The sequence below is a fragment of the Mammaliicoccus sp. H-M34 genome (genome assembly GCF_022386495.1).
In the GTDB taxonomy this organism is placed as follows: Bacteria; Bacillota; Bacilli; order Staphylococcales; family Staphylococcaceae; genus Mammaliicoccus; species Mammaliicoccus fleurettii.
Genome location: NZ_JAJNIK010000003.1, coordinates 171,501 through 192,201, shown reverse-complemented (window position 1 = coordinate 192,201; position 20,701 = coordinate 171,501). Strand labels below are relative to the sequence as shown.

The following is a 20,701-nucleotide window of genomic DNA, read 5'->3' as shown; positions in this document are numbered from 1 at the left end:
CCTCCTTACATATAAAATTTCATATGTGGCTTTTCTTCTTTATAATAGTCTAACCTATCTTTTAATGTACCTGTATGTAATTCTAATTTGTGACCGTCTGGATCAGTGAAGTATATTGATTGTTTATCTCTTACATCTCTATTACGTCCTTCTAATATATTAACATTGTTATATTTTAACCACTGATACCATTCGTCAAATTCACTTTCCTCTATTGTAAAAGCCATATGTGTATATGAGTATTGAATTTCATTTCTAGGTATATCTTTTTCTTCATTAAGCGCTAACCACAGGCCACCCAATATGAAATAAGCTGTTTTAATCACTCTCTACTAAAATTTTAGCTTTCAAAATATCTTTATAGAAAACAATAGATTGATTAATATCTAATACAGAATAGGTAACGTGATTTATAGATTGAATCATGTAATATTCACTCCTCACTAACGATTTCTAGCTTAATTCTATCTGGGTCTTCGAAGTAAACAGCATAATGATTTTTACCGCCAGCATATGGGTGTTTATCTTCATACAAAATATTCATGCCGTTCTCTAATAAAATATTACTTATATTATCTACTTTATTTCTATTTGAAACACTGAAAGCTATGTGATTTAATCCTATTCTTTTTCTATGGTAACCATATTTTCTATACTCTTCTTCGACTTCTACAAAAACAATATAAGTTTTATCTAATTTAAAACTAAAACCATTTTCCCAATCTTGGTATAGCTTATAACCTAACTCAGGTAATAACCATTCATAAAACTTTCTAGTTTTATTTATATCTTCTACATATATTTCTATATGATGTATAGCACCACTCATTACAGCCACCCACTATTTTTAAAAATTTATCTTCGTTTGATTTACTGAATATTCTAACATAAATACACATAAAAATAACCACTACGAAGAGTGGATGCGGAAAGTATATTGTCTATTTGTAAATATTTTTTCCCGCTGTTCAATACGTTCTATATGCTTATTATGATGTACATTATATAAATCTACCTGTAACTTATCAATGACCTTGGTTTGTTTGTTACATCCATTTTGTGCACTCAAAAATAAAAAGCCCTCAACCACAAGGGCTGAGAGCTATATAATGGAGACGGCATTCTTTTATAGAGTATGTAAATGATAGTAAAATATTGTAAGTATAACGTTTATAAGAGTTTAACTTTGTAACGAAACATCCTTAATTATAACTAAATTGACACGCGTTTGACACTTGAGCGAATAAATTCAATTTACAAAACAGATCATTTGTTAGTATAACAAAACTACTAAATAGTAGGTATAAGCATAGCCCACCTAGGTACCACACCTCGAAAGTTAGAGTGAATACTAACAATTTGAAGGCGATACCTATAGGCGGGCTAATATCTGTAATTTATATTCTAATCCATTCTTTTTCTTAAATAAATATAATACTCATTATGGTCTAAAAACTACATTTCTAGCACCCATTTTCTTCTTATGAGCCTTATCTTTATAAAAAGTATATTTAGTCATAACAGTTGGTCTATATTTAGAACTATTTGCATCTTTATAAGGAACGGCTTTATAATAAACAGTTCTCGCTGTACTTTGATAAAAGAAATTCGCGATATTAATTACCCATGCATAAGTTGCAGGTACTTTTGTAATTGCTGCTATGGTAATGGCTAAAGCACCGATAGTAAGTTTTTTAGCTTTATTACTACCACTCCATGCTTTTCCTGATTTTACCCATTTCGCCTTCTTTTTAGCCATCATAACAACATCTTTTTGAGAATTAGCTGTCGAGGTATTATTTGTATTTATTTCTGGAGAAAAACTATCAACTTTTTCTGAATAAATAATATTACCGTCTTCATTTTTTTGAACTAATGTATCATTTTCAACTGAGCTATAAATTTTTTCAGTTAAATTCTTACTAGAAATATTATTTTTATATATTTTTGTCTCAACTGAGTAATCTCCAGTAAATTCTTCTTCAACATAGTATGTTGTTCCATCATCAACATATTGTGAAGAGATTTTATTATCTTGAATATAAGTTTTTTCCTCTATAGGTGTTACCTGAGCATCTGCACTATGTAATCCCATACTTAAAGTACTTAACAAAACAGAAATTGCTATGATACTTAGACATAATTTTTTCATTATTATCTTCTCCTTTGGTTAACTTTATCAATAAAAATTAGTATAAAAATAAAAACAAAGTAAAGTATCCCAAAAATCACTGTGTTTATATCACCTTGAACAAAAGAAACTAAAACTAATATCATTAAAATAACAATTATAATTTTAATGATATTTTTTATTAAACTACTCATCCTAAAAACACCTCCTAGAGCCCTTCTGTATTAATTATACATTTTATGTAAATTTTTACAATATTTTTCTGGAAACGACATAAAAACCCCAAATAATGTAGTGAACCCAAAACGTTTAATTTTTTGGGTTCACTACATTATTGGGGGTTTAGTTATTTAGATCATCTCGAATTCATCTTTTTACAATATTAAATTTGCTCACACCTATAGGTTTAACATTTAATTCGCATGTCTCATCTTCTAATTCAATTTTACTTATTAAAATATGACCACTTTTAGTTTTATAGACTTTGTATCCTATAACTAACAATAGAATATTCATGTGATACATATTAGACCTTATATGCACTAAACCAATCAACATAAAAAGAATACCATTCATTAAAATACTATAATTGTTACTAACATCTAGGGATAACATGGGGATTAAATAGGTAATGAAGTAATTCAACACTTCAACATTTAAAGCTTCTATCTCATTATATTTCCTTTTACTTTTCCCTTCTCCGATTAACCAAATAATTAATAAAAGTAAACTAATAATTGAAATAATAATAATAATAACCCAAAAAGTTTTATTTATAAAAAAAACTTTCATTAATCCTACTTTGTGTTCTTCAGCTTGTTTTATATAAATTAACCCAAAAAGTGGAATATAGGAAGAAATGTATAATGCAGCTTTAAATAAAGCTCCTATAATATCAAAATTCCTTGATTTATACATTTTCTCCCTCCTTTTTAACTAGAAAGAGCTATTTTCTCCAGCTCTACCACCAATCATTGTTTTATAATACGCATCAAGTATAAGATTAGTGAAAAATCTTTTTTGCTCTTTATTACTTCTATCATATATAAATTTTATCTTTTCCCCATCTGTATGTTCGTATTTTACACCTAATTTCAGATCCTCAATAGTATTAATAGTCTTTTCCTTCTCTTTTATAAACAACTCAGCTCTATCATTTTCATTATATAACTTTGCAACTCTTTTAAATAATCTACCATCATTTAAAATATCTTCTTCTAATTTATCAAAATTTGAAATTATGTTTTTTTCATTTATTGTTGCCAAAATACTTTTAGCCTTTTCCTTAAACATTTCTTTAGTAAAAAATAATGATTCAACTATATTATGTTTATACACATATGCTTTATCTTTATAAATTAATATCTCTATATGTTCATTTAAAGTTATATGATTCTTAATACTAATTTTAGTATATACTCCTTTTTCTGGAATCGCCATTAATCCTCTATCAAGTTTTGCAATTTTCGGATTTCTCGTAAAAATAACAACTTCCTCATTATTATATTGGAATCTGAAAACCTGAAAATCTAAATTATGTATCACTAAATTATTAGTATGGTCAGGTAGTGTAAACTTTCCCTTAATTAAATCAAAACCTTCTAAGTCTTTTATATCTAAGGTTTCGATTGTATTATCAATACTTGCTACTGGATTATAGTCAACAACATCACAATTTTGTTTTTTATCTATAAAATCACATTGTGTCTCTTTACACCATGTACTTATTTCTTTTGAAATCTTTAATTCGTATAATTTGTAATCTTTTATAGTGCGTTTTTTTGATAAATATAAAGTTAAATCACCATTACAAATAATGTTTTTAATTTTATCATTATCCATTCCCATACCTCTTCCTGTGTGTAGTTAACAATATTATACATTTCACCAAATGAATGTAAAAGTATTATTTTATAAAAAGTGCAACTAATATCTTGGAAGACCATAGTTGCAGATGTTAATTAATGACACAAAAATCACCCTACCTAGTTTTTGCTAGCTAGTGTTTTATGATATATCATTCATATTGCGAATCTTTTCACATTGAAATATTTAGTATATGAAATTTGGTCGCAAAAAACTATTGCTCAATTAATCACAAGTCGAAACACGAGGTTTAAAGAAGTCCTCCGAATAATTTTTGTATATAAAATTCAAACTGGAATCCTAATGAACGTTACATAAAATCAATCATACAGCTATCTGTAACAAGTTCTATTACTACATATATATTCAACAACCTTATGTTTTTTCAAATACCTGAAAAAATCATTTTTGTAAGATATCCACTAATATCATGATTAATTAATTCAACGGATTTTATTAGTATCTTTCTTTTTTCTTTGTTATTATTCATAAATTAAAGTTAAGAACTCCATTCCATAATTTCTCTCTATAGATTCACCATTGACTAAAAAAATATCAACGATAAAATTAATTATAATGCTGTTATGATAATTCCTAAAACAAAAGATGGTACTAGAGATGTTTACGCACCAACTCATATAATAGAAACATTAAGAGATTATAAAAAACGCCATAAATCAGAACACGTATTCAAACCGTTCTATATAATATTTGGTAATTATTTTAATAATGTTGCTGATTAAACGATTGATAGATGGTGAACAAAATACTTAGATAGATGAATTGAGTTTTAGAGGAAGAAAAAAATTTCAAAAGAATAATTATTCACGAAAGGATTTTTCAATTATGGAAAACATATTAACTTACGTAAAGAGTAGCTTGGCATTTATCGGGCCAATATCATTAACTTTATTTTCTTTTATTATATTTTCAATAATTTCATTAACTCAAGACAAATTTATAAAATTAAATGTAAAAAATAAAAATAGTGCTTTTTATAAGTTTATATTATCTTTAACTTCTATTTTCATTTCAATTCTCTTTCAAATTTTTTTCATATCTCAGACAGATATTGATTTAAAGGAATACTTAAAAGATAAAGATAACTTATACTTGTTCATTATAATTATTACACTAATCACGTTTTTGTTTTCGTTTATAATTCTACTTATAAAACAAAGCATAAACGCCTATACCATGCCACACTATTATTTATTGAAAAGTGATTATCCCAATTTAGATATTTCATTCAAAAAATTAATCATATTGCAAAAATATGAAGATACTTATATTTGTACTTTTAATAGACCTTCTAATCTAGAAAGAATAATTATAAATTCTAATGAAATAATGAATCGTAAAATTCATTACTCTAATGATTTCGACTTATTTAGTGAGCTTAAAATATATAATAAATTAAAAGAACGCTTGAAATTTTGGGCATTTTTCATATTTTCATTCATTGTAATAATTCTTATTTCAATAGTAATATTAATTACTGGCCTTTTATTCACGATTAGTGAACTACCTTTTTTTAAATCTCTTACCTTAGATATATTCATTAATTCACTATTTTTTATAATGTTAATATTTATAGCTTTCTTCGTTACTATAAACTTTAGAACAAAAAAGTCTTCCAAATAGGATGACTTTTTTGTTTTAAAACCTAAAATATTATCTCATTGGCGTAACTGGGGCAACGAAAATAAAAAGCCCTCAACCACAAGGGCTGAGAGCTATATAATGGAGACGGCGGGAGTTGAACCCGCGTCCAGAGATCCTGATACAAATGTTTCTACGTGTGTAGTCAAGTCTTTATTGTTTCGCGTTGTATCAGGGGGCTGACACCCTATTACAACGCTAGTTTGATTAATCTCTTCTCGTCAGACTTCAAACGGCAGTGACGAGCGTATCCTACTTAAAGTTGAATCACGTTAACAGCACATAGGCGATGCTGTTAGGTGATGCAGAGTGCTATTACGCAGCTACTGCTAAGTTTTGTTGTTTGCCAGTTATTATAACTGTTGTGTTGATGACGAAGACAACCCTCCGACACGCTTCATAAGCTCGGGGACCCCTGTCGAATCCGTAACGTCCCCTCAATAAGAAATATACTTCTTTTTAGCAGAAGTATATTTAATCTTAACAATTTTTTATTGATTTATCAATATAATTATTTAATATCTTTGTTTCATTGCTCTTTCAACGTCACGTTTTGCTTCTTTTTCTTTCAAAGCATGTCGTTTATCATAGTCACGCTTACCTTTTGCTACTCCTAAAAGCACTTTACAGTAACCGTGTTTAATGTAAAGCTTAAGCGGTATTAATGCATACCCTTTTTCTCTTGTAATACCAAAGAGTTTATCGATTTCTTTTCTTTTTAAAAGTAATTTACGATTTCTCAATGGATCATGGTTAAATCTATTTCCTTCTTCGTACGGTGCAATATGCATGTTGTATACGTACATTTCTCCGTTGTAAACACGTGCGTATGAATCTTTTAAGTTTGCACTACCTCGGCGAATGGATTTGATTTCAGTACCTTGAAGGACAATTCCCGCTTCAACCGTATCTTCTATTGTATAATCATGGCTTGCTTTACGATTTTGCGCTAATGGTTTGCTTTGAACTTTTGGCACATCCATCACCTACTTTCTATTTTTTCTTGCCTCTTGCTTTATTTTTTACATTTTTAGCTTTGTAATAAGGCTTTTTGTCTTTGTTATCTTGTCTACCGCCTTGTTTACCTTTTGCTCTGCCTTTTTTATGATGATTAGGCTTGTCATCTTCTTTAGATGTAGTACGTTTTTTGGCTTTGATTGTTTTTTCTCTCGCCAATCGTTCTCTATTTTTTTCAGCTATTGGCATACCTACAACTTGGAAATCTATCATTCTTTCATCAACGTTAACGTTAATTACTTTAACTTCCACTTTGTCACCAATTCTAAATACTTTAGCTTGGCGTTCACCTATAATAGCCATGTTCTTCTCATCAAAATTATAATAGTCATCTGTTAAGTTAGAGATGTGTACCATACCTTCTATTGTGTTCTCTAATTCAACGAACATACCAAAGTTAGCAACAGAACTGATAATACCTGTGAATACTTCTCCTACATGTTGTATCATGTATTCTGATTTCTTCAAGTCGTCTGTATCGCGTTCTGCATCGATTGCTCTTCTTTCACGTTTAGATGTATGTTCAGCTATATTAGGTAACACTTCTTCCCAATGTCTAATATTTTTACTATTCATAGACTTATCGATTAAATATTTACGTATTAATCTATGGACGATTAAGTCAGGATATCTTCTAATTGGTGATGTGAAATGTGTATAATAATCAGCTGACAAACCAAAGTGTCCTAAATTATCTTCACTGTATCTAGCTTGTTGCATACTTCTTAACATTAATGTAGAAATAACCATTTCTTCTTTTTGGCCAGCAACTTCTTGAACAATTTTTTGTAATGTTGATGGATGAATATCTTCACTTGATCCTTTAACAGCAAGACCAAAATTAGCAATAAATTCAAAGAACTTATTTAATCTTTCTGCTTTAGGATTTTCATGGACACGATAGATAAATGGTACTTCAAGTTTACTAAAATGCTCAGCGATTGTTTCGTTAGCAGATAACATAAAGCTTTCGATTAATCTTTCAGCATCATTTCTTTCTCTTACTTTAATGTCAGTTGGTATGCCATCTTCATCTACTAATACTTGTGCTTCTTTAATATCAAAATCAATTTCACCACGTCTTTTACGTTTAGCGATTAATTGTTGTGATAATTGTTGAGCTAAATCAAGCATTGGTGTAATTTCAGCATATTGATTTCGGATATCTTGATCTTCATTTTCAATAATAGAATTTACATCCGTATAAGTCATTCTATAATCAGAGTGGATCACACTTTCAAAAATATCATGACTTACCACTTCACCTTGTTGGTTAATTTCCATTCTACAGCTTAAAGTTAGTCTATCTTCATTAGGGTTTAATGAACATATACCATTACTCAATCTATGTGGAATCATTGGAATAACTCTATCTACAAGATAAACACTTGTTGCTCTATCGTAAGCTTCATTATCTAATTCACTATTTTCAGTCACATAATAACTGACGTCAGCAATACTAACAGTAAGCTCTGTTAAACCATTATCAAGCGCTTTAATAGATACAGCATCATCTAAGTCTTTAGCATCTGCACCATCAATTGTAATTGTCAGTTCGTCTCTTAAATCACGTCTATCTTTTATTTCATCAGGTTTAATTTGATCGGGTACATTTTTAGCTTCTGCAATAACACTATCAGGAAACTCAATATTGATACCATGTTGATAAATTATAGATAATATATCAACACCTGGATCATTTTTATGACCAAGAATCGCCTTCACATGCCCTTCAGGATTATGTGAACCATCAGCATATTCAGTTATTTCTACTAATACTTTATGACCTTCAATCGCACCAAGATTTTTACCTTTAGGGATAAAGATATCTTGAGTGATACGCTTATCATCTGGTAATACGAAGCCAAAATGCTTAGCTTCAGTATATGTACCTACTACTTGCGTAATATTACGAGTTGTAATTGCTTTAACTCTTCCTTCTATTTTACCTTTATGGTCACCACGAGATGGCACAACTTCTACTAATACTTCATCACCATCCATTGCTTTATTAATTTGGTTAGGTGGTATGAAAATATCCTCGATTGTATCATCTTCAGGTCTTAAAAATGCAAAACCTTTCTTATGTTGACTCAATGTACCTTTAACAAGATCTGATTTATCTCTTGTCTTCTTATATCTATCCGTCTTTGTTCTTTCTAGTTGACCCGTTTGTTCTAAATCAACTAGAACTTTAATTAATTCTTTAAATGAATCAGCATTATTGAGTCCCATTACGTCTTGAAATTCACTTACTGTCATTGGACTGTATTCTTTATCATTGATGATTTCTTCAACTTCTTCTCTTAGATTCATAGTGGGCCTCCTTTCTCGTTTATATTATGATGTCTTATTCGGACCAATCTAATGATTCTAAGAACTGATACACGTCTTCGAATACTTTTTCTTTTTCTTGTCCGATTGTTATAACATGACCAGATTCTTCATACCATTTAATATTTTTATCATCTGATGATGATTCATTGTAAATAATATTAGCTGAATCAGGATTAATCATTTCATCTTGTCTACCTTGAACGACAAATAAAGGATCAAACACTTCATCAACTTGATCTCTTACACCTTGAATTGTATCTTGCAATTCAGTCAAAGTATTTGTTGGGTGAAAATGTTTCATTTCCTGTTCAATTTGTTCAGGTGTTTTTCCTTCATACTTCTTAAATTCTCTAGCATATTCTAATACACCTTCAAACATTGTGCCTTCTGTTTTTATAAACATAGGGGAACACATTGTTATAATACCTTTTACATCTCTTTTTAAACTTAATTTTAAACTAAAAACGCCACCTAGTGAAAGTCCGGCTACTGCTATTTCAGTATAACCTTTTTCTTCCAAGAAATCATAGGCATCTAGACAATCTTTAAACCATACATATGGGCTTGATTCTAATATCTCTTCGGGAGGTCTACCATGACCTTCATAGTGTGGTGCATATGATGTATATCCTTTTTTCTGTAAGTATCGTCCTAGTTGTCTAACATCTGATGAATTACCTGTGAATCCATGTAAAAGTAGAACTGCTCTCTTTCCTTCTTCAAAGAAGAAAGGTTTAGGTAATTGAATTCTCATGATCGACCTTCCTTTAACATAATCTAGTTCTATTGTATCGTTTTTTTACTTGTAAACAAACAAAAAAGTCCGACAAGACAGTCGGACCACTACATTTTAAAGTAAGTAATTGCTAACATTAATAAGAAAAATAAAATTGATAAAATAATTGTAACTCTGTGTAAAAATAAATCTACTCCACGTTGTTTTTGTTTTCCAAATAATTGTTCTGCTCCGCCACTAATTGCACCAGATAATCCAGTACTCTTACCTTCTTGAAGTAACACGACGGTAATCAATGCAATACAAACGATGATTAATAAGACGATTAAAAATGTATGCATGGACTCGGTCCTCCTGTCTATTATAACAGTAGAATTATAGCATATTTACATTATTCACTCAAGTTTTCGTTAATTATACTCAACTGAAATACCTAAAGATTTTAACATTTCAAAATAAGTCGGACAAGTCTTAGAAACACATGATGGGTCTAGCAACTTAACTCCATCAATTTTAGTACCAACTAAACTTAGTGACATAGCTACTCGATGATCGTCAAATGTGTCTAAAGTCGCTGCTTCAATTTGACCTGGTGTGATAGTCCATCCATCTTGATGTTCAACTACATCGATACCTAATTTAGAAAGACTTTCAGTTAATGCTGAAACACGATTACATTCATGATGACGAATATGCTCAACTCCTGTAATCGTAATTGGACCATCAGCAAAAGCAGCTAACGTACCAATTGTTAAAGCTTGGTCAGAACATGCATTCATATCTATCGTTAAATGACCTTTTAATTGTTCAGGACCAGAAATTACGACGTAGTCAGAACCTTTTTCAACAGTTGCGCCCATTCTCTCAAGAATATCTACAACTTCTAAATCAGGTTGATGACTTTCCATGTTTAAATGATTAATTTTAATTGTTGATTTATTTAGTGCAGCCAACGCCATAAAATAACAAGCAGTTGATAAATCAGCTTCTAAAGGTAATGTAGCTGGTTGATATTGACCTTGTTCAACTTTCATATGTTTATAATCATCTGAGACATCAACATTAATTCCAAATTGGTGCATCATCTCAATTGTTATATCAACGTAAGCGCTCTGAACAATATTAGTTGTTAATTCTATTTCAGTTGGACGATTAAATAAAGGAGCAGCCATTAATAATCCACTAATAAATTGACTCGATTGGTTACCAGCAATTGAAACTTTTCCACCTGTTTGCGCTGTACCTTTTATAGTAATAGGTAATTGACCTTCTTCTTCAAGATATTTAACCTCTACTCCAAGTTGTTGTAATGCTTCATGAAGTGTTTGATGAGGTCTTACTGCTAATTGTTCAGTTGAAGTAACTGTAATTTCACTTTTTTCTTGTGTACCTAATATACCTGGTAAGAATCTCGCAGTAGTACCAGCAGAACCAATAAATATTTGTTGCTTATCTGGCAATTCTGCATGATTAATTCCTGTTATATGAATCTCATCTTCGATAAATTCGAAAGTAGCACCTAATTTTTTCAATGATTCCATACACCAATACGTATCATCACTTTTTAAGTATCCAGATAATTTTGAAGTGCCATTACTAAATCCTGCTAATATAAAAGCACGATTAGTTACACTTTTACTTCCTGGAATAATTACTTCTTTATTAAAAGATTGGTTGATAGGATGAAGTGTTAATGCTTCTACTCCATCTAAACTAGACCATGGTGATTTAGCACTTTTTAAATTAATCGTCATCTATGATCCTCCTAAAAAATTCATTGTCTCTATTATAGAACATTTTGATATGGAATGAAACGACAAAATGTTGCTGGTTTAAAGCGTTAAAGAACATGTCCTGAGTTAATGTATTTTTGTGTAGTGAAGTAAGGCTCTATTTATCATGTTTGCCTCGTCTTGCAATATTCAACCTCTCTATTTATCATGTTTGCCATGTCTTGCAATATTCAGCCGTTCTATTTATCATGTTTGCCATGTCTTGCAATATTCAGCCTCTCTATTTATCATGTTTGCCATGTCTTGCAATATTCAGCCGTTCTATTTATCATGTTTGCCATGTCTTGCAATATTCAACCGTTCTATTTATCATGTTTGCCATGTCTTGAAATATTCAACCGCTCTATTTATCATGTTTGCCATGTCTTGATAAATTCACGCCTTCTATTTATCATGTCGACCACGTCTTGATAAATTCACGGGCTACCTCACTTTATTTATTCAAAATAAAAAAGCACAAAAGGTGAGTCTACACCTTTTGTGCTCTTTATAAATCATTTTATATGCTCAATTATTTTGATAAGTTATAGAAAGCTTTGATTCCTTCAAATTTACCTGTTTCAAATAATTCGTCTTCGATACGTAATAATTGGTTGTATTTAGCAATACGGTCAGTTCTTGATAAAGAACCTGTTTTGATTTGGCCAGCGTTTGTTGCTACTGCGATATCAGAAATTGTAGTATCTTCTGTTTCACCTGAACGGTGTGAGATTACTGCAGTGTAACCAGCTTTTTGAGCCATTTCGATTGCTTCGAATGTTTCTGTTAATGTACCGATTTGGTTAACTTTAATTAAGATTGAGTTACCGATACCTTTTTCGATACCTTCAGATAATTTTTCAGTGTTAGTAACGAATAAGTCGTCACCTACTAATTGTACACGGTCGCCGATACGTTCAGTAAGGATTTTCCATCCGTCCCAATCGTTTTCGTCCATACCATCTTCAATAGTGATAATTGGGTATTTGTTAACTAATTCTTCTAAGAAGTCTACTTGTTCTTCTGAAGAACGTTTAGCACCGTTTTCACCTTCAAATTTAGCGTAGTCATAAACGCCATTTTCGAAGAATTCTGAAGCTGCACAGTCAAATCCTAAGAATACATCTTTACCTGGCTCTAAACCAACAGCTTTAATAGCTTCTAATATTGTTTCAACGCCATCTTCAGTACCTTCAAATTTAGGAGCGAAACCACCTTCGTCACCTACTGCAGTTACTAATCCACGAGATTTTAAGATTTTAGCTAAGTTATGGAAGATTTCTGCTCCCCAACGTAAAGCTTCTTTAAATGTTGGAGCTCCAACTGGTAAAATCATGAATTCTTGGAATGCGATTGGTGCGTCTGAGTGAGAACCACCGTTTACAATGTTCATCATTGGAACTGGTAATTGAACACCATTGAATCCACCAAGATATTTATATAAAGGTTGTCCTAAGAAATCAGATGCAGCACGAGCTACAGCCATAGAAACACCAAGGATAGCATTAGCACCAAATTTAGCTTTGTTAGGTGTACCATCTAAAGCGATCATTAATTTATCGATAGAAACTTGTTCTAATACTGAGAATTCACCTTCAATAATTTCTGGTGCAATTATTTCGTTAACGTTTTCTACAGCTTTAAGAACACCTTTACCTAAATAACGTTCTTTGTCTCCGTCACGTAATTCTACTGCTTCGTATTCACCTGTTGAAGCTCCTGATGGTACTAATGCTCTACCAAAAGCCCCACTTTCAGTTAATACTTCTACTTCTACTGTTGGATTACCACGTGAATCTAAAACTTCGCGTGCATAAATATCTGTAATAATTGGCATAATTAAAACTCCTTTATAATGTTAATTGATTTTTATTTAATTAATGTTTTTCCAGTCATATCTTCTGGTTGTTCTACTCCAAGTAAGTCTAATAGTGTTGGTGCTAAGTCAGCAAGACGACCACCACTTCTTACTTCTACCCCTTCTTTTGTAACTATAACAGGAACAGGGTTTGTTGTATGAGTTGTCATAGGTGATTCACTATCTGTTAACACTTCATCAGAGTTACCATGGTCTGCTGTAATGATAGCTGTACCATTCATTGATAAAATCTTATCTACTACTTCACCTAAACATTCATCGACTGCTTCAATTGCTTTGATAGTAGGTTCAAGCATACCACTATGTCCTACCATATCAGGATTAGCAAAGTTTAAGATAATTAAATCTAAATCACCTTTATCTAATTCACCAATTAATGCATCTTTAACTTCGTAAGCACTCATTTCAGGTTTCAAGTCATAAGTTGCAACTTTTGGTGAGTCGATAAGAACGCGACGTTCACCTTTAAACTCTGAATGATTACCACCACTCATAAAGTATGTTACATGAGGGAATTTTTCAGTTTCTGCAATTCTAAGTTGGTTTAAGTTATGCTTTTCAGCAACTTCACCGATAGTATTTTTAATATCAACTGGTTTAAATGCAACTTCAGCGAATACATCGTCACTGTAGTTTGTGAATGTTACAAAGTATAAATCTTCTAGTTTACGTTTAAGTTCGAAACCTTCGAATTTTTCATTTGTATAAACTTGACTAAGTTGAGCCGCTCTATCAGGACGGAAGTTAAAGAATATCATTGAATCATGGCTGTTAACACCAGTGTTTTCAACATTTTTTTCTTCGTCTTTAACGATAAATGGCACGACGAATTCATCTGTTAAACCTTCTTTATAATTTGATTCTACACCTTCAATGGCAGTTTTGAAGACAGGACCTTCACCATTAGACATAGCATCATAAGCTTTTTCTTCACGATCCCAACGATTATCTCTGTCCATTGCATAATAACGACCAGAAATTGAAGCGAATTGACCGATACCTATTTCTTTAAATTTATCTTCTGTTTCTTCAATAAATTTAAGAGCAGATTTTTGATCAACGTCACGTCCATCAAGAAAACCGTGTACATATAATTTTTTAACGCCTTGTTTTTTCGCTAATTCTAAAAGTGCAAATAAATGTTTATAGTGGCTGTGTACACCGCCATCAGATAATAGACCCATTAAATGTAATGTAGAATCATTTTTAACGACATGGTTCATCGCTGCTTTTAATTCTTCAATTTCAAAGAAATCGCCATCTTCAATAGATTTATTTATTCTTGTTAAACTTTGGTATACGACTCTACCAGCACCAATATTTAAATGACCTACTTCAGAATTACCCATTTGTCCTTCTGGTAGACCAACATCTAAGCCACATGCAGATAATTCATTATGTGGATATTTGTTGTAATATCTATCAAAATTTGGTTTGTTGGCTTGTTTTACCGCATTACCATGCTCTTCTTCACGATTAGCAAAACCGTCAAGAATGATAAGTGCTGTTGGTTGTTTAGCCATTATTTAGCACCCTCTAATAATGCAACGAATGAATCAACTTTTAATGAAGCGCCGCCAACTAATGCGCCATCGATATCTGATTGAGCCATATATTCTTTAATATTTTCTGGTTTAACACTACCGCCGTATTGAACACGTAAAGCATCTGCTTCTTCTTGAGAGAAAGCTCCTGCTACAACGTTACGTACGTGTGCACACATTTGGTTAGCATCTTCTGAAGTAGAAGATTTACCAGTACCAATTGCCCAAATAGGTTCATAAGCGATTACTGTAGATTTTACTTGATCTTTAGAAAATCCTTTAAGTGCCGCTTCTACTTGACCGCCTACTACTGATTCAGCTTTACCAGCTTCTCTTTCTTCTAATGTTTCACCAACACAAATGATTGGTGTCATATTATGAGAAAATACTGCTAATGCTTTTTTATTAACATCTTCGTCAGTTTCACCGAAGTATTCACGACGTTCAGAATGTCCTAATACTACATATTTAACGCCTAAATCTTCAAGTGCTGATGGAGAAGTTTCACCAGTGAATGCACCATTATCTTCAAAGTATGCATTTTGAGCACCAATTTGTAAGCCTTGTGCTACGCCTTCTTTAGTTAAATTAACAAGTGCATCTAATTGTAAAGTTGGTGCACAAATTACTGAATCTACCTCGTTAGTATCTGGTAATGCTGGTAGTTCATTAACAAAATCTTTTGCTTCTTGAACTGTTTTATTCATTTTCCAGTTACCTGCGATAATTGGTTTTCTCATGATATAAAAACTCCTTTTATGATTATTTTTCAGAAATAGCTACGATGCCAGGTAGTTCTTTACCTTCTAAGTATTCTAGAGAAGCTCCGCCACCTGTTGAAATGTGTGAGAAGTCATCAGCAAATCCTAAGTCCATAGCAGCTGCTGCAGAATCTCCACCACCGATAATTGTTGTTGCATTTTCTAAGCTAGCAATTGCTTTACATACACCAATTGTACCTTTAGCAAAGTTACTTAATTCAAACACACCCATAGGTCCGTTCCATACTACTGTGTTTGCACCTTCTAATGCTTCACTAAACAATTCAACTGATTTAGGACCGATATCCATTGATTCTTGATCAGCTGGAATTTCATCAGCAGAAACGACCGTAATTTCAGCGTCATTTGAAAATTCTTTCGCTACTTTACAATCTATTGGTAAGATAATTTTGTCGCCAGCACGTTCAAGTAATTCTTTAGCAAAATCAACTTTATCTTCTTCTAAAAGTGATAATCCTATTTCTTTACCTTGAGCTTTGAAGAATGTATAAGCCATTCCGCCACCGATAATAACTTTATCTGCAATAGTTAATAAGTTTTCAATAACACCAATTTTATCTGAAACTTTCGCTCCACCTAAAATTGCTACTAAAGGACGTTCTGGTTCACTTACAACGCCACCGATAAATTTGATTTCTTTATCCATTAAGAAACCAGATGCTGTTTCAATGTTAGATGCGATACCAACATTTGAAGCATGTTCACGGTGAGCTGTACCGAATGCATCATTAATGAACACGTCACCTAATGAAGCCCAATATTTACCTAATTCAGGATCATTTTTAGATTCTTTTTTACCATCAACATCTTCGAAACGTGTATTTTCAAATACTAATACATCGCCTTCAGCTAATGTATCGATAGCATTTTCTAATTTTTCTCCACGTGTTTCTGGCACAAATGTTACTTCTTTATTTAATAGTTCACTTAAGCGTTCTGCTACTGGTTTAAGTGATAATTCTTTTTTGTCTTCTTCAGTTTTCACTTTACCTAAATGTGAGAATAAAATTACTTTACCGCCTTGCTCGATAATGTATTTTATTGTAGGAAGCGCTTGAACGATTCTGTTGTCGTTTGTAATTGCACCATCTTTCATTGGTACATTAAAATCTGCTCTTACAAGTACTTTTTTACCTTTTAAATCTACGTCTTTAACATTCTTCTTTGACATGATTTGTCTTCCTCCTCTAGATAATAGAAAATACAACATGATTAAAAATAAGCGGAGAAGCGATGTGCTCCCCGCTTACTTATAAGCATAACCTATTTAGTTCATTTATTTAAATTATTTGTTAGCTTGAGCTGCTAAAAATTCTAAAGTACGAACTAATTGTGAAGTGTAAGACATTTCATTGTCATACCAAGATACAGTTTTAACTAATTGACGATCTCCAACAGTCATTACACGAGTTTGAGTTGCATCGAATAATGAACCGTAAGTGATACCAATGATATCAGAAGATACGATTTCATCTTCAGTGTAACCGAATGAATCATTTGTAGCATTTTTCATTGCTGCATTGATTTCTTCTACTGAAACTTCTTTGTCTAATACTGCAGTTAATTCAGTTACTGAACCAGTTGCTACTGGTACACGTTGAGCTGATCCATCTAATTTACCTTTTAATTCTGGAATTACTAAGCCGATAGCTTTAGCAGCACCAGTTGAGTTAGGTACGATGTTTTGAGCCGCAGCACGAGCACGACGGAAGTCACCTTTAGAATGTGGAGCGTCTAAAGTATTTTGGTCACCAGTGTATGCGTGAATAGTCATCATTAAACCTTCTACGATACCGTATTGATCATTTAATACTTTAGCCATTGGAGCTAAACAGTTAGTTGTACAAGATGCACCAGAAACGATTTCTTCTGAACCGTCTAATTCGTCATGGTTAACGTTATAAACGATAGTTTTTAAATCGCCTGAAGCTGGAGCTGAAATTAATACTTTTTTAGCACCTGCATCGATGTGAGCTGAAGCTTTTTCTTTGTCAGCGAAGAAACCAGTACATTCTAATACTACGTCGATATCTAAATCGCCCCATGGTAATTCTTTAGGGTTAGGATTTTCGAAAGTTTTGATTTCTTTACCGTTTACGCGGAATCCGCCTTCGATAACTTCTACTTCGTCTTTGAAACGACCTTGTGTAGAATCATATTTTAATAAATGAGCTAACATTGCGTCATCTGTTAAATCGTTGATTGCTACTACTTCGATGTTTTCTACTTCTTGTAATCTTCTAAATGCTAAACGACCTATTCTGCCAAATCCATTAATTGCTACTTTAGTTGCCATTATTGATGGCCTCCTTTATATTTGTTATTTCAAAAAGGCGATTAAACCTTTTATTCCAAGTTAATCATTGCTTTTGCAGCACCTTCATCTGTTATAAGGATGGTATTCTTAGGTGCTATCTCAAGATAAGCCTTAATAGCTTCTGCTTTAGAAGCACCCCCTGCTACTGCAAAAATATTTGTCTTAGTTGCTAAATCTTCTAGTTGCAAACCGATTGTTTTAACACGATGTACGACTTCACCTTTGGAATCAAAGTAATACCCAAAAGCTTCTCCGACTGCATGATGATGTTTCAATTGGCTTAATACTTCTTCTGATGTTTTTCTTCTTTGTGCCATCTTCAGCGCATCACCAATACCGTGAATTATAAAATCTGAATGACGTATTGCATCAAGTACCTCAATTACTGCAGGTTCTGTCAACAACGTTTCATACGAACTTTCACTTACTTGGTCAGGAACATACAAGACCTTATACGACCCACCTGTTCGATTTGCCATACTTGCACAAATTGTATTAGCCTGGAATACTACGTTTTCTCCCAAACCACCACGCGCTGGCGTGAACAAAATGTCTTTATTCAATGGATGTAATGACTCACTAACTCTAGCCATTGTTGAACCACCCGTTACTGAAACTGAAGCTCGATCATACAATGACTGTTCTAGTAGTTCTGCTGTAACATTACCCATTTCTGCTTTAACCATCTCATCTGAATCCGAATTACCTCTCACTATATGTGCTTTCACACCATATCGATTAAATATTTCATCCTCAATATGATTAAAGCTAGAATATAGTGTTAAATAATGTGATAACGAAGCGAGAATTTGTTCACCTGTTTCGGTCAATTTCATGCCTGTTGATTGAACGCTGAGTAAATCTTGTTGTTTTAACATTTCAATTTCAGTTCTCAATACCCGTTCAGTAATATTCATAACATCACTTAACGATCTTCGACCAATAGGTTGTTTCTTCTCAATCGTCGATAAGATATTAAAGCGTCGATACATCTTGTCAATCAAGTCAGGAACGAGTCTATGTTGTATCTTTAATAAATCTTCCATAAACAAGTCGCCTCCTCTAAGATTAACAGATGGGCATAATCTAACCTGGGTTAGACGTTTTTCGTCCCATGCGGGTCAAAAAAATAATATCTGTTTACAATTTTATAATACACCCATGGCTATAAGATTGCAAGATAAATGCGTTACTCATTATTTCAATTCATCATACGCCTCAATCAATGTAACAAAATCAACGTTTCCTTCTTGTAAGACAACACCGTTATACTCAACAACTGGTACTCTAAGCATATATTTTTCATGTAATGTATCATCTTCTTCTATATTAATAGTAATAATTTTAATTTCATGATCATATTCATCTCTGAAAAAATCTAATTGTATTTTTGCATCGTCACATAAACCACAATTTGAACCAATATAAAATTTGATATCCATAAAATCATCCTTCGTTATAATAAGCCTCCCCGAGACGAATCGAACGCCCATTTCAAGAACCGGAATCTTGCGTGTTATCCTTTACACTACGGAGAGATAAATCTTAATTATTAATTTATAATCACTTAACATCTTACGAATATAATAGAAGTATCAACTATAAGGAGTGAAGAATTATGACCACTAATCAAGCAGAAAACATCATTCGAAAAAGATGTGAACATTTTAATATGCAAGTCACTCAAATTCACTGCACTCAGCTTGTTGATTACGGAAACTATTATATCATTTATGCAAACATTGACAACATTTGTCGCAAATTTCCTGTGTATAAATCAGCTATTTAAGTTATAATATTCATCAGTAGGTCATATATTTTGACCATGTTTGACTTTATAGTGTATGATATGGTCATTAAGATATTCAAAGGAGGATTTAACTGATGAATTTAATACCAACAGTTATAGAAACAACAAATCGTGGGGAACGCGCTTATGATATTTACTCACGTTTATTGAAAGACCGCATTATTATGTTAGGATCAGCTATTGATGACAATGTAGCGAACTCAATCGTATCACAATTGTTATTTTTACAAGCACAAGATTCTGAGAAAGACATTTATTTATATATTAACTCACCAGGCGGAAGTGTAACAGCTGGTTTTGCTATTTATGATACAATTCAACATATTAAACCAGATGTACAAACAATTTGTATCGGTATGGCAGCATCAATGGGTTCATTCCTATTATCAGCTGGTGCAAAAGGTAAACGTTTCGCATTACCTAACAGTGAAGTGATGATTCACCAACCATTAGGTGGCGCACAAGGACAAGCTACAGAAATTGAAATCGCAGCTCGTCACATTTTACGTACTCGTGAAAAATTAAACAAAATTTTATCTGAAAGAACTGGACAACCAATTGAAAAAATTGAAAAAGACACAGATCGTGATAACTTCTTAACAGCTGATGAAGCTAAAGAATACGGTTTAATCGATGATGTAATGCATCCAGAAGATATGAAAGCTTAACTTGAATATGGATAACTACCTGGAACAAACTTGTTCCAGGATTTTTTTTGTTATTTTTTACTAAAAACAATCATGTATCTATATATAAGTAGTTTGTTTTTCTTTTAATTGCATGTATACCGCTTTACTTTGCCTCCCATATTTACAAAATATTAACTGAATATAAACTTTTCGTTAACT

18 protein-coding genes, 1 other RNA gene and 1 pseudogene are annotated in these 20,701 nt (G+C 32.2%); 2 read left to right on the top strand and 18 right to left on the bottom strand.

Going from position 1 to position 20,701, the window contains the following annotated elements; all coding sequences use genetic code 11:
- Positions 1 to 5 precede the first annotated feature (5 nt).
- The 5 genes and pseudogenes from fosB to LQ608_RS05170 form a co-directional block, all read right to left on the bottom strand.
- Positions 6 to 426, bottom strand: a pseudogene (gene fosB, locus LQ608_RS05190) (FosB/FosD family fosfomycin resistance bacillithiol transferase).
- Positions 427 to 433: 7 nt separating this feature from the next.
- Positions 434 to 829: a VOC family protein gene (locus LQ608_RS05185; RefSeq protein WP_115337698.1), complete on the bottom strand. Its 396-nt coding sequence runs from the start codon at positions 827 to 829 to the stop codon at positions 434 to 436.
- Positions 830 to 1,441: 612 nt separating this feature from the next.
- Positions 1,442 to 2,152 (bottom strand): hypothetical protein, encoded by a 711-nt coding sequence (locus LQ608_RS05180; protein ID WP_239750442.1) that lies wholly within the window; start codon positions 2,150 to 2,152, stop codon positions 1,442 to 1,444.
- Positions 2,153 to 2,497: 345 nt separating this feature from the next.
- Entirely contained in the window at positions 2,498 to 3,049 is a 552-nt protein-coding gene (locus tag LQ608_RS05175; RefSeq protein ID WP_239750440.1) for a hypothetical protein, read from the bottom strand.
- A gap of 18 nt (positions 3,050 to 3,067) precedes the next feature.
- Positions 3,068 to 3,973, bottom strand: coding sequence for a Kiwa anti-phage protein KwaB-like domain-containing protein (locus LQ608_RS05170; RefSeq protein WP_239750438.1), 906 nt, complete (start codon positions 3,971 to 3,973; stop codon positions 3,068 to 3,070).
- A gap of 608 nt (positions 3,974 to 4,581) precedes the next feature.
- Between LQ608_RS05170 and LQ608_RS05165 the strand changes: the two genes are divergently transcribed.
- Entirely contained in the window at positions 4,582 to 4,740 is a 159-nt protein-coding gene (locus tag LQ608_RS05165; RefSeq protein ID WP_239750435.1) for a hypothetical protein, read from the top strand.
- A 998-nt stretch (positions 4,741 to 5,738) separates the two neighbouring features.
- Here the strand turns inward: LQ608_RS05165 and ssrA are convergent.
- The 13 genes from ssrA to LQ608_RS05100 form a co-directional block, all read right to left on the bottom strand.
- Positions 5,739 to 6,096, bottom strand: a transfer-messenger RNA (tmRNA) gene (ssrA, locus tag LQ608_RS05160).
- A 78-nt stretch (positions 6,097 to 6,174) separates the two neighbouring features.
- Positions 6,175 to 6,642 carry an SsrA-binding protein SmpB gene (gene smpB, locus LQ608_RS05155; RefSeq protein WP_078358599.1) on the bottom strand — a complete coding sequence of 156 codons (468 nt, stop codon included), beginning with the start codon at positions 6,640 to 6,642 and terminating at the stop codon, positions 6,175 to 6,177.
- Between the two features lie 10 nt (positions 6,643 to 6,652).
- Positions 6,653 to 8,992, bottom strand: coding sequence for a ribonuclease R (rnr, locus tag LQ608_RS05150; RefSeq protein WP_239750433.1), 2,340 nt, complete (start codon positions 8,990 to 8,992; stop codon positions 6,653 to 6,655).
- Between the two features lie 34 nt (positions 8,993 to 9,026).
- On the bottom strand, positions 9,027 to 9,767 hold the full coding sequence (locus LQ608_RS05145) for an alpha/beta hydrolase (protein WP_078357417.1): 741 nt from the start codon (positions 9,765 to 9,767) through the stop codon (positions 9,027 to 9,029).
- 89 nt (positions 9,768 to 9,856) lie between these two features.
- Positions 9,857 to 10,090, bottom strand: a complete 234-nt coding sequence (secG, locus tag LQ608_RS05140) for a preprotein translocase subunit SecG (RefSeq protein ID WP_078357416.1) — start codon at positions 10,088 to 10,090, stop codon at positions 9,857 to 9,859.
- A gap of 69 nt (positions 10,091 to 10,159) precedes the next feature.
- Positions 10,160 to 11,503, bottom strand: a complete 1,344-nt coding sequence (gene aroA, locus LQ608_RS05135; protein ID WP_239734310.1) for a 3-phosphoshikimate 1-carboxyvinyltransferase — start codon at positions 11,501 to 11,503, stop codon at positions 10,160 to 10,162.
- 550 nt (positions 11,504 to 12,053) lie between these two features.
- The gene (eno, locus tag LQ608_RS05130; RefSeq protein ID WP_078357414.1) at positions 12,054 to 13,358 is read right to left on the bottom strand and encodes a phosphopyruvate hydratase; all 1,305 of its coding nucleotides are present in this window, start codon (positions 13,356 to 13,358) and stop codon (positions 12,054 to 12,056) included.
- Positions 13,359 to 13,390: 32 nt separating this feature from the next.
- Positions 13,391 to 14,923, bottom strand: a complete 1,533-nt coding sequence (gene gpmI / locus LQ608_RS05125; RefSeq protein ID WP_078357413.1) for a 2,3-bisphosphoglycerate-independent phosphoglycerate mutase — start codon at positions 14,921 to 14,923, stop codon at positions 13,391 to 13,393.
- Positions 14,923 to 15,684 (bottom strand): triose-phosphate isomerase, encoded by a 762-nt coding sequence (tpiA, locus tag LQ608_RS05120; protein WP_239750425.1) that lies wholly within the window; start codon positions 15,682 to 15,684, stop codon positions 14,923 to 14,925. Before tpiA ends, gpmI begins: the two co-directional genes overlap by 1 nt.
- 22 nt (positions 15,685 to 15,706) lie before the next feature.
- Positions 15,707 to 16,897 (bottom strand): phosphoglycerate kinase, encoded by a 1,191-nt coding sequence (locus LQ608_RS05115; protein WP_239750423.1) that lies wholly within the window; start codon positions 16,895 to 16,897, stop codon positions 15,707 to 15,709.
- Between the two features lie 114 nt (positions 16,898 to 17,011).
- Positions 17,012 to 18,022 (bottom strand): type I glyceraldehyde-3-phosphate dehydrogenase, encoded by a 1,011-nt coding sequence (gap, locus tag LQ608_RS05110; RefSeq protein WP_239750422.1) that lies wholly within the window; start codon positions 18,020 to 18,022, stop codon positions 17,012 to 17,014.
- A gap of 50 nt (positions 18,023 to 18,072) precedes the next feature.
- Positions 18,073 to 19,089 (bottom strand): sugar-binding transcriptional regulator, encoded by a 1,017-nt coding sequence (locus LQ608_RS05105; protein ID WP_239750409.1) that lies wholly within the window; start codon positions 19,087 to 19,089, stop codon positions 18,073 to 18,075.
- Between the two features lie 150 nt (positions 19,090 to 19,239).
- Positions 19,240 to 19,485, bottom strand: a complete 246-nt coding sequence (locus LQ608_RS05100) for a glutaredoxin family protein (RefSeq protein ID WP_239750407.1) — start codon at positions 19,483 to 19,485, stop codon at positions 19,240 to 19,242.
- A 442-nt stretch (positions 19,486 to 19,927) separates the two neighbouring features.
- On the opposite strand from LQ608_RS05100, the gene clpP reads away from it, so the two are divergent.
- Positions 19,928 to 20,521, top strand: a complete 594-nt coding sequence (gene clpP / locus LQ608_RS05095) for an ATP-dependent Clp endopeptidase proteolytic subunit ClpP (protein WP_239750406.1) — start codon at positions 19,928 to 19,930, stop codon at positions 20,519 to 20,521.
- The last annotated feature ends 180 nt before the right edge of the window (positions 20,522 to 20,701 follow it).

Excerpts from the sequence above, each read along its gene's own strand:
- LQ608_RS05185 (WP_115337698.1), bottom strand. The coding sequence starts at position 829 with ATGAGTGGTGCTATACATCATATAGAAATATATGTAGAAGATATAAAT.
- LQ608_RS05180 (WP_239750442.1), bottom strand. The coding sequence starts at position 2,152 with ATGAAAAAATTATGTCTAAGTATCATAGCAATTTCTGTTTTGTTAAGT.
- LQ608_RS05175 (WP_239750440.1), bottom strand. The coding sequence starts at position 3,049 with ATGTATAAATCAAGGAATTTTGATATTATAGGAGCTTTATTTAAAGCT.
- LQ608_RS05170 (WP_239750438.1), bottom strand. The coding sequence starts at position 3,973 with ATGGATAATGATAAAATTAAAAACATTATTTGTAATGGTGATTTAACT.
- LQ608_RS05165 (WP_239750435.1), top strand. The coding sequence starts at position 4,582 with ATGATAATTCCTAAAACAAAAGATGGTACTAGAGATGTTTACGCACCA.
- smpB (WP_078358599.1), bottom strand. The coding sequence starts at position 6,642 with ATGGATGTGCCAAAAGTTCAAAGCAAACCATTAGCGCAAAATCGTAAA.
- rnr (WP_239750433.1), bottom strand. The coding sequence starts at position 8,992 with ATGAATCTAAGAGAAGAAGTTGAAGAAATCATCAATGATAAAGAATAC.
- LQ608_RS05145 (WP_078357417.1), bottom strand. The coding sequence starts at position 9,767 with ATGAGAATTCAATTACCTAAACCTTTCTTCTTTGAAGAAGGAAAGAGA.
- secG (WP_078357416.1), bottom strand. The coding sequence starts at position 10,090 with ATGCATACATTTTTAATCGTCTTATTAATCATCGTTTGTATTGCATTG.
- aroA (WP_239734310.1), bottom strand. The coding sequence starts at position 11,503 with ATGACGATTAATTTAAAAAGTGCTAAATCACCATGGTCTAGTTTAGAT.
- eno (WP_078357414.1), bottom strand. The coding sequence starts at position 13,358 with ATGCCAATTATTACAGATATTTATGCACGCGAAGTTTTAGATTCACGT.
- gpmI (WP_078357413.1), bottom strand. The coding sequence starts at position 14,923 with ATGGCTAAACAACCAACAGCACTTATCATTCTTGACGGTTTTGCTAAT.
- tpiA (WP_239750425.1), bottom strand. The coding sequence starts at position 15,684 with ATGAGAAAACCAATTATCGCAGGTAACTGGAAAATGAATAAAACAGTT.
- LQ608_RS05115 (WP_239750423.1), bottom strand. The coding sequence starts at position 16,897 with ATGTCAAAGAAGAATGTTAAAGACGTAGATTTAAAAGGTAAAAAAGTA.
- gap (WP_239750422.1), bottom strand. The coding sequence starts at position 18,022 with ATGGCAACTAAAGTAGCAATTAATGGATTTGGCAGAATAGGTCGTTTA.
- LQ608_RS05105 (WP_239750409.1), bottom strand. The coding sequence starts at position 19,089 with ATGGAAGATTTATTAAAGATACAACATAGACTCGTTCCTGACTTGATT.
- LQ608_RS05100 (WP_239750407.1), bottom strand. The coding sequence starts at position 19,485 with ATGGATATCAAATTTTATATTGGTTCAAATTGTGGTTTATGTGACGAT.
- clpP (WP_239750406.1), top strand. The coding sequence starts at position 19,928 with ATGAATTTAATACCAACAGTTATAGAAACAACAAATCGTGGGGAACGC.